Source organism: Streptomyces sp. NBC_00659, assembly GCF_036226925.1.
GTDB lineage: Bacteria > Actinomycetota > Actinomycetes > Streptomycetales > Streptomycetaceae > Streptomyces.
In genome coordinates, this window is the sequence record NZ_CP109031.1 from 6,651,771 (window position 1) to 6,663,421 (window position 11,651).

Annotated in this window: 14 protein-coding genes; 8 read left to right on the forward strand and 6 right to left on the reverse strand. The window is 71.4% G+C overall.

Going from position 1 to position 11,651, the window contains the following annotated elements; genetic code table 11:
* The first annotated feature begins 52 nt into the window (after positions 1 to 52).
* Both OG410_RS29160 and OG410_RS29165 read left to right on the forward strand, forming a co-directional pair.
* Positions 53 to 283 (forward strand): hypothetical protein, encoded by a 231-nt coding sequence (locus tag OG410_RS29160; RefSeq protein WP_328671664.1) that lies wholly within the window; start codon positions 53 to 55, stop codon positions 281 to 283.
* 138 nt (positions 284 to 421) lie between these two features.
* Positions 422 to 1,057 carry an HU family DNA-binding protein gene (locus OG410_RS29165; protein WP_329301825.1) on the forward strand — a complete coding sequence of 212 codons (636 nt, stop codon included), beginning with the start codon at positions 422 to 424 and terminating at the stop codon, positions 1,055 to 1,057.
* A 111-nt stretch (positions 1,058 to 1,168) separates the two neighbouring features.
* Here the strand turns inward: OG410_RS29165 and OG410_RS29170 are convergent, their stop codons facing one another.
* A complete protein-coding gene (locus tag OG410_RS29170) occupies positions 1,169 to 1,372 on the reverse strand; it encodes a hypothetical protein (RefSeq protein WP_326785322.1) in 204 nt (67 codons plus the stop codon).
* Between the two features lie 77 nt (positions 1,373 to 1,449).
* Positions 1,450 to 2,088 carry a 2-phospho-L-lactate guanylyltransferase gene (cofC, locus tag OG410_RS29175; protein ID WP_329301826.1) on the reverse strand — a complete coding sequence of 213 codons (639 nt, stop codon included), beginning with the start codon at positions 2,086 to 2,088 and terminating at the stop codon, positions 1,450 to 1,452.
* A gap of 144 nt (positions 2,089 to 2,232) precedes the next feature.
* Here cofC and OG410_RS29180 point away from each other — a divergent pair, with 144 nt between their 5' ends.
* From OG410_RS29180 to OG410_RS29190, 3 genes are all read left to right on the forward strand, one after another.
* Complete coding sequence (locus tag OG410_RS29180; RefSeq protein WP_329301827.1) at positions 2,233 to 3,003, forward strand: lysophospholipid acyltransferase family protein; 771 nt, start codon at positions 2,233 to 2,235, stop codon at positions 3,001 to 3,003.
* The gene (locus OG410_RS29185; RefSeq protein ID WP_328671668.1) at positions 3,000 to 4,010 is read left to right on the forward strand and encodes an NAD(P)H-dependent glycerol-3-phosphate dehydrogenase; all 1,011 of its coding nucleotides are present in this window, start codon (positions 3,000 to 3,002) and stop codon (positions 4,008 to 4,010) included. Before OG410_RS29180 ends, OG410_RS29185 begins: the two co-directional genes overlap by 4 nt.
* A 117-nt stretch (positions 4,011 to 4,127) precedes the next feature.
* Entirely contained in the window at positions 4,128 to 5,285 is a 1,158-nt protein-coding gene (locus tag OG410_RS29190; protein ID WP_329301828.1) for a D-alanine--D-alanine ligase family protein, read from the forward strand.
* 21 nt (positions 5,286 to 5,306) lie between these two features.
* Here the strand turns inward: OG410_RS29190 and OG410_RS29195 are convergent, their stop codons facing one another.
* A complete protein-coding gene (locus tag OG410_RS29195) occupies positions 5,307 to 5,816 on the reverse strand; it encodes a DUF3515 domain-containing protein (RefSeq protein WP_329301829.1) in 510 nt (169 codons plus the stop codon).
* A 20-nt stretch (positions 5,817 to 5,836) separates the two neighbouring features.
* Positions 5,837 to 6,070 (reverse strand): Lrp/AsnC family transcriptional regulator, encoded by a 234-nt coding sequence (locus OG410_RS29200; RefSeq protein ID WP_326785316.1) that lies wholly within the window; start codon positions 6,068 to 6,070, stop codon positions 5,837 to 5,839.
* Between the two features lie 206 nt (positions 6,071 to 6,276).
* On the opposite strand from OG410_RS29200, the gene OG410_RS29205 reads away from it, so the two are divergent.
* The gene (locus OG410_RS29205; RefSeq protein ID WP_329301830.1) at positions 6,277 to 7,242 is read left to right on the forward strand and encodes a thiamine-phosphate kinase; all 966 of its coding nucleotides are present in this window, start codon (positions 6,277 to 6,279) and stop codon (positions 7,240 to 7,242) included.
* A gap of 131 nt (positions 7,243 to 7,373) precedes the next feature.
* Here OG410_RS29205 and rpmB read toward each other — a convergent pair whose 3' ends face one another.
* Entirely contained in the window at positions 7,374 to 7,559 is a 186-nt protein-coding gene (gene rpmB, locus OG410_RS29210; RefSeq protein WP_037625034.1) for a 50S ribosomal protein L28, read from the reverse strand.
* A gap of 264 nt (positions 7,560 to 7,823) precedes the next feature.
* On the opposite strand from rpmB, the gene OG410_RS29215 reads away from it, so the two are divergent.
* A complete protein-coding gene (locus OG410_RS29215) occupies positions 7,824 to 9,632 on the forward strand; it encodes a DAK2 domain-containing protein (protein WP_329301831.1) in 1,809 nt (602 codons plus the stop codon).
* 19 nt (positions 9,633 to 9,651) lie between these two features.
* On the opposite strand, the gene OG410_RS29220 is transcribed toward OG410_RS29215, so the two are convergent.
* On the reverse strand, positions 9,652 to 10,578 hold the full coding sequence (locus tag OG410_RS29220; RefSeq protein WP_329301832.1) for a DMT family transporter: 927 nt from the start codon (positions 10,576 to 10,578) through the stop codon (positions 9,652 to 9,654).
* Between the two features lie 81 nt (positions 10,579 to 10,659).
* Here OG410_RS29220 and OG410_RS29225 point away from each other — a divergent pair, with 81 nt between their 5' ends.
* The gene (locus tag OG410_RS29225; protein WP_329301833.1) at positions 10,660 to 11,595 is read left to right on the forward strand and encodes a LysR family transcriptional regulator; all 936 of its coding nucleotides are present in this window, start codon (positions 10,660 to 10,662) and stop codon (positions 11,593 to 11,595) included.
* The last annotated feature ends 56 nt before the right edge of the window (positions 11,596 to 11,651 follow it).

The window sequence follows — 11,651 nt, forward strand, 5'->3', positions numbered from 1 at the left end:
GCAGTTACCCCCTGCGCAGGCGACAACTCGCCCCAGATGGCACAATCTGTGCATGGAACGTGACAGCCAACTCGAGCTCTACGCGGCGGTCGCGGCCCAACTCAAGGAAGCGCACACAAGAGTGCGCGCACTGCAAGTCCCGGAGGGCGTACGGATGGCGCTGGCCCGGAAGCTGCTGGTCATTACGGCCGCGGCCAAGCACGATCTCGCCGACGCGACAAGGCGGCTGGAGCGGTTCACCACCGACCTCGACGAGGGTCGATTCCTCGAAGGGGATCACTGACGAACTGCGCTACGGCCCGAGTTCGTTGCGGCACAAGGGTGATTAGCCCGTTTCGTGTTTGATTTGCGGTATATATCTGCCTAACGTGCGAAAAAGCTTGAACGCATTCGTTCGGGCAATGTCTCCGAAGGGGAAGACGTGAACAAGGCGCAGCTCGTAGAAGCGATTGCCGACAAGGTCGGCGGGCGTCAGCAGGCCGCCGACGCGGTCGACGCTGTACTGGACGCCATCGTCCGTGCGGTTGTCGGCGGAGACCGGGTCTCGGTCACGGGCTTCGGTTCCTTCGAGAAGGTCGACCGCCCCGCCCGTTACGCCCGCAACCCTCAGACGGGTGAGCGTGTTCGGGTCAAGAAGACCTCTGTGCCGCGCTTCCGCGCCGGCCAGGGCTTCAAGGACCTGGTGAGCGGCTCGAAGAAGCTCCCGAAGCACGACGTCGCGGTCAAGAAGGCCCCGAAGGGCAGCCTCTCCGGCGGCGCTTCCGCGACGGTGAAGAAGGCCGCGGCCAAGAAGGCCACCACCGCCAAGAAGGCGGCGGTCAGGAAGATCGCGGCGAAGAAGACGGTCGCGAAGAAGACCACGGCCGCGGTGAAGAAGACCGCGGCGAAGAAGACGGTCGCGAAGACGGCCGCCGCCAAGAAGACGACGGCGAAGACGACCACGGCCAAGAAGACCGCCGCCAAGAAGGCTCCGGCGAAGAAGGCCACGGCCAAGAAGGCCCCCGCGAAGAAGTCGACGGCTCGCAAGATCACCGCCAAGAAGGCCACCGCCCGCTAGAAGCAGGGCCGAGGGGCACCTCACACGCCGGGCCGGGCTCCCACCGGGAGCCCGGCCCGCGGCACGTTCGGAACGTCTGCGTCAGAACGTCTGCGTCAGAACATCTCTGCGTCAGAACGTCTGCAGCGTGATCAGGGTGATCCTGAGCTCCGCGCCCTCGCCCTCGGTCTCGATCCGCACGCGCTGTCCCGGCCGCAGCAGCCGCAGCCCGCCGGCGTCGAACGCCGGACCGTCGAAGGGCACCGGGGTGCCGTCGTCGAGCAGCACCTGTCCGCTGCGGGTCTCGGGGTCGTACGTGTACGAGGTCGCCTGCATGGGGGCAGCCTACTGATCCCGCCCCGCGCGGGACGCGAGCAGTCCCGCCACACCCGGGCTCGGCCGCCCATTGCCGCCTACTGCCCGGGAATCAGTAGCCGTGCCGCCGCGGCCGCCGTGCGCGGTCCGACGCCGAGTGCCAGCGCCGCCCGCAGATCCTCCCGGGTGTCCACGTCCTGGCGTACGGAATCCACCGCGTCGAGACGGAGTTCCGCGGCCCCCGAGGCGCGATGGCGGGCCCGGGAATCACCGCCGAAAGCGGGGAGCAATTCCCGGCCCGGGGAAGCGGCCAGGAGCGTCGTGCCGATTGCAGCAGCATCGGCCAGAAAAGCGCGGGGGAATTCGCCCGCGGCGGCCAGTACCCGGGCCAGTTCCGAAGGCCGCAGAGCGGGCAGATCGGCGTTCAGGGCCGCGACGGCGCATTCGGGATCCCGGGCCCGTACGGCCTCGGCCCCGTGCGCCAGCGCCGCGTTGAGACCCCCGCCCGGCTCGTCCGCGACGATGTGCGCGCCGAGCGCGGCCAGCTCCCTCCCGGCCAGGGCGTCGCCCGTGACGACCGCCACACCCCGGACGGTGGCGCAGGCCAGCGCCGCCGCCACGGTGTCCTGCGCGAACGCGAGGGCGAGCCCTGGGCGCAGTACGTCGGAAGCGGTGTCCGCCAGCCTGCTCTTGGCCCGCGCCAGGGGTTTGAGGGGTACGACCAAGGTCCACCGCACGAGCGCTCCACCCTCTCCAGTCACGCCTTATTGTGACCTGGTCACCCTGGCGGTCAGGGTGTCGGGGCGTACGGTGTTCTCGACAGACAGGCGGCCTGGAGCGACACTTGTGCGGCCCCCCAGGCTCTAGAGGAAGGTGTCCGCGTGCCCCGCCGCAGAATCGGCTTCTGGTACCGCTTCGCAGCGGTTCTCTGCAAACCGCCGCTGGTGCTTCTCATCAAGCGGGACTGGCGCGGGATGGAGAACATTCCGGCCGAGGGCGGATTTATCACCGCGGTGAACCACAATTCCCATGTGGACCCGTTCGCGTATGCGCACTACCAGTACAACACCGGGCGTGTTCCGCGCTTCCTGGCGAAGGCCGGGCTTTTCAAGAAGGGATTCGTCGGCGCCGCGATGCGCGGCACCGGACAGATTCCCGTCTACCGCGAGAGCACCGACGCCCTGAGCGCCTTCCGGGCCGCGATCGACGCGGTGGAACGCGGTGAGTGCGTGGCGTTCTACCCCGAGGGCACGCTCACCCGTGACCCCGACGGCTGGCCGATGACCGGCAAGACCGGTGCGGCCAGGGTCGCCCTGCAGACCCGGTGCCCGGTGATCCCGGTCGCGCAGTGGGGCGCCAACGAACTGCTGCCCCCGTACGCCAAGAAGCCCGACATCCTTCCGCGCAAGACCCACCACGTGCTCGCGGGCCCGCCGGTGGACCTCTCGCGCTACTACGACCGGGAGATGAACCCGGACCTCCTGAAGGAGGTCACCGAGGTCATCATGGCGGCCGTCACCGCGCAGCTTGAGCTGATCCGCGGCGAGAAGGCGCCCGAGAACGTGTACGACCCGCGCGAGGTGCGCATCGCGCAGCGCCGTAGGACCGCGGCCAAGCCGAAGGCACAGCAGGAAGAGGGGCAGAGCACGTGAGCAAGCCGGTCAGGGCGGCCGTCTTCGGGACCGGATCGTGGGGTACGGCCTTCGGCATGGTGCTCGCCGACGCGGGGTGCGACGTCACCCTGTGGGCACGCCGTCCCGAACTCGCCGACGCGGTCAACTCCACGCGCATGAACCCGGACTACCTCCCGGGCATCGAACTCCCGGAGAACCTGCGGGCCACCGCCGACCCGGCGAAGGCCGCGCGCGGAGCCGATTTCACCGTCCTCGCCGTGCCTTCCCAGACACTGCGCGGCAACCTCGCGGACTGGGTGCCGCTGCTCGCCCCCGACACCGTGCTCGTCTCGCTCATGAAGGGCGTCGAACTCGGCACCGTGAAGCGGATGAGCGAGGTCATCGAGGAGGTCGCGAAGGTCTCCGCGGACCGTGTCGCCGTCGTCACGGGGCCCAACCTCGCCAAGGAGGTCGCCCAGCGGATGCCGGCGGCGGGCGTCGTCGCCTGCCGCGACGAGGCGGTGGCCCGGCGCATCCAGACCGCCTGCCACACGCCGTACTTCCGCCCGTACACGAACACCGACGTGGTGGGCTGTGAACTCGGCGGAGCCGTCAAGAACGTGATCGGTCTCGCCGTCGGCATCGCCGACGGCATGGGTCTGGGCGACAACGCCAAGGGCTCGCTGATCACCCGCGGCCTGGCCGAGACCACCCGCCTCGGACTCGTGATGGGCGCGGACCCGATGACGTTCTCCGGCCTCGCGGGCCTCGGCGACCTCGCCGCGACCTGCTCGTCGCCGCTGTCCCGCAACCACACCTTCGGCATCAACCTCGGCCGGGGCATGACCCTCCAGGAGACCATCGCGGTCACCCGGCAGACCGCCGAGGGGGTCAAGTCCTGTGAGTCGGTGCTGGATCTGGCACGCCGGCACGGCGTCGACATGCCGATCACGGAGACCGTCGTCAGCATCGTCCACGAGGGCAAGCCGCCGGTGGTCGCCCTCAAGGAGCTGATGGGGCGCAGCGCCAAGCCCGAACGCCGCTGAACCGGCTCCGCCGAACCACCAGGTGGGCGACGCTCCGCAACGGTGGGTACGACGCTGAGCAACAGCCGCCGTGGGGCGCTGACTCACCGCCGTACCACCGGGTACTCTCAACCCGATATGAGCACCGAGAACCTCCCCCAGAGCCCTGAGCAGCCGACGCGCAAGCCGCGCGTGGCCGTCGTCTTCGGCGGCCGAAGCTCCGAACACGGGATCTCCGTGGTCACCGCCGGCGCCGTCCTCAGCGCGATCGACCGTACGAAGTACGACGTACTGCCGATCGGCATCACCCAGGACGGCCGTTGGGCGCTCACCGCGGACGAGCCGGAACGCATGGCGATCGTCGACCGCAAGCAGCCCAGCGTCGAGCAGCTCGCCGAGTCCGGCGAGGGCGGCGTGGTGCTCCCCGTCGACCCGGCCAGCCGTGAAGTCGTCTACAACGAGCCGGGGTCGGTCCCCAAGGCGCTCGGTGAGGTCGACGTCGTCTTCCCGATGCTGCACGGCCCTTACGGCGAGGACGGCACCCTCCAGGGCCTGCTGGAACTGTCCGGGGTCCCCTACGTCGGCTCGGGCGTCCTCGCCTCGGCCGTCGGCCAGGACAAGGACTACATGAAGCGGGTGTTCACCTCGTTCGGCCTGAAGGTGGGCCCGTACGTGGTGATCCGGCCGCGCGAGTGGCAGCAGGACGAGGCCGCCGCCCGCAAGAAGATCGTCGACTTCGCGGGTGAGCACGGCTGGCCGCTCTTCGTGAAGCCCGCGCGCGCGGGTTCTTCGTTCGGCATCACGAAGGTCGACGACCTCTCGGGCCTCGACGAGGCCATCGAGGAGGCCCAGCGGCACGACCCGAAGATCATCGTGGAGGCGCTGCTGCGCGGCCGCGAGATCGAGTGCGGAGTCCTGGAGTTCGAGGACGGCCCGCGCGCGTCGGTCCCCGCGGAGATCCCGCCCGTGCAGTCGCACGCGTTCTACGACTTCGAGGCCAAGTACATCGACGCCGCCGACGGGATCGTGCCGGCGCCGCTCACCGAGGAGCAGACCGCGGAGGTCCGCCGTCTGGCCGTCGAGGCCTTCGACGCGGCGTCCTGCGAGGGCCTGGTCCGCGCGGACTTCTTCCTCACCGAGGACGGCGAGTTCGTGATCAACGAGATCAATACGATGCCGGGCTTCACGCCGATCTCCATGTACCCGCGCATGTGGCGGGAGACGGGCGTCGGCTACGCGGAGCTCGTCGACCGCCTGATCCAGGCGGCGCTTCGGCGGTCCACCGGACTGCGCTGAGTACGTCGCGGGACCAGCACGTCAGTCGGCGATCCCCTTGGGGATCGCCTTCTTGACGGAGGTGGCCAGGTCGACGAGCACGCCGGAGGCATCGGCCCCTTCGGGCACGGTGACCTGGACGTACGCCAGACGCGACGCGGTGGTGAGGCGGGTCGTCCCGTCGTCCTGCGTCTCCATCAGCCAGTCGACGCCGTTCACTCCGCCGCCCACCGCCTTCGGGTCGTCGCCCGCCGCCACCTTCGGATCGATCATCTTCGGCGGCCGCTCGACACCGCAGCGCAGTATGATCGCCGGGCTTCCCCAGCCCGCGGTCAGCGCGGACCGGGGCTCCGGGTCCTCCCGGCGCCGGCCGTCCACGGTCCGCGGCAGCGCCTTGTCCAGGTTCTGGCACAGCTCGGTGACCTTCGTGTCCGGGCTCGGAACCGCGACGGACGCGCTGTCGTCTGCTGAGGAGCAGCCCGCGATCGCGATCAGTGCCGCGAGAACGGGCAGCCCGGGGGAAGCGGTGTGCCGGTGACGGAAGAAGTTCACCGGCCAAGGGTAGACGGGGGCTACAGGTGCACGACCGGACAGGTCAGGGTGCGGGTGATGCCGTCCACCTGCTGGACCTTGGCCACCACCATGCGACCGAGTGCGTCGACGGTGTCGGCCTGGGCGCGCACGATCACGTCGTAGGGTCCGGTCACGTCCTCGGCCTGGATCACCCCCGGGATCTTGGCGATCGTCTCGGCGACGGTCGACGCTTTGCCGACCTCCGTCTGGATCAGGATGTACGCCTGTACCACGGAACCTCCAGGGCGGCCACGAGGATCATGTGGGGAAAAGGAACGCCACGGTATCGCGTTGCCGCTCGCCGCGGGGAGACCCGCGGTCACTGGGGCTCGCGCGCCGGGGTGGAGGGACTGCGCAAGTTGACGGTCAACTCGACCGTACCGAGTACTCAGACGGCTCGCGACCGGGCACGAGCAGCGACAGAGGGAGCACGACGATCATGAAGGGCACCGTGGGCGAGTTGGGGGAGTTCGGGCTCATCCGAGAGCTCACCTCGCGTCTCACCACCACCCCGGCGGTCCGGGTCGGCCCCGGCGACGACGCCGCGGTGGTGGCAGCGCCGGACCGCAGGGTCGTGGCGAGCACCGACATCCTCCTCGAAGGGCGTCACTTCCGCCGCGACTGGTCCACGGCGTACGACGTCGGCCGCAAGGCCGCCGCACAGAACCTCGCGGACATCGCCGCGATGGGCGCCGTGCCGACCGCGCTGCTGCTCGGCCTGGTCGTGCCCGCCGAGCTCCCGGCCACCTGGCCCTCGGAGCTGATGGACGGGCTGCGCGACGAGTGCCAGGTCGCGGGCGCCGCCGTGGTCGGCGGTGATGTCGTACGGGGGGAGACCATCACCGTCGCGATCACCGCGCTCGGCGATCTGCGCAACCACGAGCCGGTCACCCGGGGCGGTGCCCAGCCCGGTGACGTCGTCGCCGTGACGGGCTGGCTGGGCTGGTCCGCGGCCGGGTTCGCGGTGCTCTCCCGGGGCTTCCGCTCGCCGCGCGCCTTCGTCGAGGCCCACCGTCGCCCCGAACCGCCGTATCACGCGGGTCCGGCCGCCGCCGGGCTCGGCGCGACCTCGATGACGGATGTCAGCGACGGCCTGATCGCCGACCTCGGGCACATCGCCGAGGCGAGCAAGGTCCGTATCGACATCCGTTCCGGGGACATCGACATCCCCTCGCAGATGAACGACATCGGTCAGGCCGTGGGGGTCGACCCCATCCAGTGGGTGCTCACCGGCGGCGAGGACCACGCGATCGTCGCCACCTTCCCGCCCGACGTGAAACTGCCCGCGCGCTGGAAGGTGATCGGCGAGGTCCTCAACCCGTCGGCGCTGCCCCGGGTGACCGTGGACGGCGCTCCCTGGACGAGAAAGGGCGGCTGGGACCACTTCGGGGGCATCGAGTCCTGAGCCCCCGGCGCCCGGGGTGCATCCCCGGGCGCTCGGGCGGCCGACGGAACGCGGGCAGCAAAAAACCCGCCCACCGTGAGGTGGACGGGTTCAGTGCAAGCGAACCAGCAGTGGCCGCGCGCTAGCGGTTGTCAGCGCGTGACCTTGCCGGCCTTGATGCACGAGGTGCAAGCGTTCACGCGCTTCGGCGTCCCGCCCACCACGGTACGAACGCGCTGGATGTTGGGGTTCCAGCGACGCGGTGTACGGCGGTGCGAGTGCGAGATGTTGTTGCCGAAGCCCGGCCCCTTGCCGCAGACATCGCAGTTGGCAGCCACGGGTCACTCCAAAGACTTCAGATGCATTTACGGTTGATCCCGGCATGCCGAGGATCAAGATCTAGGATCTGAGTGGCGCTGCCAGGGGGATGGCCCGATCGGATCGGGCAACTGGAGCAGCATACAACGACTGCGTCCGGAGAACGAAACTACCATGACCTGCCGGTTGCCACTCCGCCCTCCTCGGGCCCGGGACCCTCTACCGGCAGTAACCCGTTCTGGGTCTACGCTGCCTCCCACGTCCAGCAGCTCAAGGAGGCGCAGGTGCCGCAGGTGCCGCAGACATTCGATGCTGTCGCGGTGCGCACCTGGTGCGGGCTCGCGCTGGAGGCCCTGGGCCGTGCGCGCGAGGAGATCGACGCGATCAATGTCTACCCGGTCGCCGACGGGGACACCGGGACGAACCTGTATCTGACGGTGGAGTCGGCGGCGGCGGCCGTCGAGGCGGTGTTCGCGGGGCACGAGGCGGCCGCGACGGCCGAAGGAGCCGGGGCCGCCGGTGAGAGCGACGTCTCCCTCGCCGACGCCATCAGGGCCATGGCGCACGGCGCCCTGATCGGGGCCCGGGGCAACTCCGGAACGATCCTCGCCCAGCTGCTGCGGGGCATGGCCCAGGTGCTCGCGGCCGAGGGCGAGGCCGCTCACACCGATGGCCGGGGCCTGTGCCTCGCGCTGCGCAACGCCGCCGATTCCGCTCGCGGGGCCGTCGCGCACCCCGTCGAGGGCACGGTCCTCACCGTCGCCTCGGCCGCCGCCGAAGCGGCCTGCGGCGCCGAGGGGGACTGCGGCACGGTCGCGCTCGCCGCCCACGAGGGAGCGGGCACGGCGCTCGCCGCGACCACCGGGCAGCTCGCCGTCCTGCGGCACGCCGGCGTGGTCGACGCGGGCGGGCGAGGACTGGTGGCGGTCCTGGCGGCGCTGGTCGAGACGTTCACGGGGGAGGCGCCGAGACCGTTCGCGGCCTCCGCCGCACCGCATGAGCCGGCGGAGGGGGCCGTTCCCGGCACCAAGGGTGTGCCCGGCCGGATCGGCACCCCGGATGTCGACGCCGGAGCCGGCGGCTCCGGTGCCGCCGGGCCGGACGTGCCGGACGGTCACGGCGCCGACGCGACGGCAGCCTGCGGGGACGTGGCCGCGGAGACCGGCCATCCCGCCTTCGAGGTGATCTACCTCCTGGAAGCGGAGGACGCCGCCGTGGAGCGGCTGCGGGACCGGCTCGACGGCCTCGGCGACTCCCTCGTCGTGGTCGGCGGCGACGGCCTGTGGAACGTCCATGTGCACGTGGACGACGCGGGCGCGGCCGTCGAGGCGGGCGTCGAGGCGGGGCGTCCGCACCGCATCAGGATCACCCACTTCGGGCTCGGTGACGCGCACACCGGAGCCGGGACGGGGCGCCCGCCCCGGGAGCGGGCGCAGCGGGCCGTCGTGGCCGTCGTGCCCGGCGAGGGCCTGGCCGGGCTCTACACGGAGGCCGGGGCGACGACCGTCCTCGCCCGGCCGGGGGAGCCGCCCGCCAGCGGGGAGCTGGTGGAGGCCGTACGACGGGCCCACGCGCGCGAGGTGGTGCTGCTGCCCAACGACGCCGACCTGCGGCACACCGCGGCGGCCGCCGCCGAACAGGCCCGCGCCGAGGGCGTCCGGGTCGCGCTGATCCCGACCCGCTCCGCGGTGCAGGGCATCGCCGCGCTGGCCGTGCACGAACCCGACCGCCGCTTCGACGAGGATGTCGTCGCCATGACCTCGGCGGCCGGCGCCACCCGCTACGCCGAGGTCGCCGTCGCCGAACGGCAGTCCTGGACGATGGCCGGCATCTGCCAGGCCGGAGACGTTCTCGGCCTCATCGACGGCGACGTCGCCGTCATCGGCGCCGACGTGACCGCCACGGCCGAGACCGTCCTCGACCGCATGCTCTCGGCGGGCGGCGAGATGGTCACCCTCGTCCTGGGCGACGAGGCCCCCGAGACCATCGCCGCGCGCCTGGAGTCCCGGGTGCGGGAGTCGTACCTCGCGGTGGACACCGTGGTGTACCGGGGCGGGCGCCAGGGCGCGTTGCTGCTGATCGGGGTCGAGTAGCGGACCCGGGTGCCGGCGGTCAGGCCTCCGCGGGCACCTCGGACCGCCGGGGGAGTTCCGGGGTCCCGGCCGTCCGGTGGACGCGTTCGACGGCCTGCCCCCAGTAGGTCCCGGCGACCATGACCACGGCACCGAGGGCGGTGAGGGCCGTCAGGTGTTCGCCGCCCAGGGCGAGGCCGACCGCGACGGCCCAGACCGGCTCGGTGCCCAGCAGCAGACTGACCCGGCTCGCGGAACTGCGCTGCACGGCCCAGGTCTGGGCGAGGAAGGCGAACAGGCCGCAGAACAGGGCGAGATAGAGAAGCCGTGCCCAGCCCCCGGCGTCGACCCCGCCGAGCGTCGTCAGGCTGCCCGCGACGGGCACCGTGAACAGGACGGCGCCGACGACCGTCTGGACGGCCGTGACGTGCAACGGCCGAACCGGGTGACGGGCGGTGAGCCGCCCCACCAGGGCCACATGGGCCGCGCGGACCAGGGCGGCGGCGAGGATCAGCAGGTCACCGCCGCGAGGGGAGTGGAAGCCGCTGCCCGACACCAGGAGCCCGACGGCCAGCAGACACAGGCCGGTGGCGGCGAAGTAGCGAAGCGGCAGCCGCGCCGCGCCGGACGTACGGTCCAGCAGCGGGGTGAGGACGATGGTGAGGCTGATGATCAGGCCCGCGTTGGCCGCGCTGGTGTGCGCGACCCCGTACGTCTCCAGGATCAGGACCGCCGCCTGAGTGACCCCCAGCAGGGCCCCGACGCGCAGCTCGTCGCGCGTGCAGCGCCGGGTCCGGCGCCGGGCGGCGACCAGGGCGACGCAGGCGACGGCGGAGATGCCGTACCGGGCGAACAGGACGAGCAGGACGGGGAGCGCCGACGTGGCGGTCTTGGCGGCCAGATAACTGGAACCCCAGACGACGGCGACAAGGAGAAGCACCGCGTCGGTGCTGCGGACTCGGGACACGCCCCACACACTCCCGTACACCGACCATGAAGCCCAGACGGAAGTTCTTCAAGGTCTTTTAAGCATCACTACAATGAACGGGTGAACGAGCGGCAGTTGCGGATCCTGCGTGAACTGGGCGAGCTGGGAAGTGTCACCGCCGTGGCGGAGGCGCTCCTGATGACTCCCTCGGCGGTCTCGCAGCACCTGCGCCTGCTGCAACGCTCGATCCCGGTCCCGCTCACCGAACGCGACGGACGACGGCTGGTGCTGACGGACGCCGGGCGGGTGCTGGCCGGTGCGGCGATCGAGGTGGAGAGCGCCCTCGCCCGGGCACGGCACTGCGTGGACGAGTTCGTCGGGGAGCCGGCCGGAGACGTGTCGGTGGCCGCCTTCCACAGCGAGGCCGCCACGTTCTTCCCGGTCCTGCTGCGCGACCGGGCCGAGACGGCCCCGCGGCTCTCGCTCGCCGACCAGGACGTGGCGCAGGACCACTTCCCCCGGCTGACCCGGGACTACGACCTCGTGCTCGCCCACCATCTCGCGCACACCCCGCCCTGGCCGCGCACCGTCACCGCGACCACGCTGCTGAGCGAACCCCTCGACGTCGCCCTGCCGGCCGACCACCCGCTGGCCCGCGAGGCGAGCCTGACCCCGGACGATGTCGCGGGTCTGCCCTGGATCACCGTGCACGACGGTTTCCCGCTGATGGCCACCGTCGACGCCATCGCGACCGCCGCGAACCGGCGGCTCGACATCGTCCACCGCATCAACGAGTTCGCGGTGGTCGCGGAGACCGTCGCCGCGGGAGGCGGCCTCGCCCTGATGCCCCGCTGGACCACACGCCCGCATCCCGCCCTGGTCCTCAGACCGCTGACCGGGGTCCACGCCGTACGCCGCATCGACGTGCTCCACCGTCCCGAGAGCGCGGCCCGCAAGGCCGTACGGACGGTCCTCGGCGAACTGCGCCGCGCGGCCGAGACGATCCGCGCCGGCGACGACCCGGATCCCGGGCCCGCCCGTCCGCCGCGGGGCTAGGGCTTGTCTGACAATTCCCGTCTGACAAGCCCCAGGCCGCTCCCGCCCGCCCTGCC

Coding starts and splice junctions, on each gene's coding strand:
- OG410_RS29160 (WP_328671664.1), top strand. CDS start 53: ATGGAACGTGACAGCCAACTCGAGCTCTACGCGGCGGTCGCGGCCCAA.
- OG410_RS29170 (WP_326785322.1), bottom strand. CDS start 1,372: ATGCAGGCGACCTCGTACACGTACGACCCCGAGACCCGCAGCGGACAG.
- OG410_RS29190 (WP_329301828.1), top strand. CDS start 4,128: ATGAGCACCGAGAACCTCCCCCAGAGCCCTGAGCAGCCGACGCGCAAG.
- OG410_RS29205 (WP_329301830.1), top strand. CDS start 6,277: ATGAAGGGCACCGTGGGCGAGTTGGGGGAGTTCGGGCTCATCCGAGAG.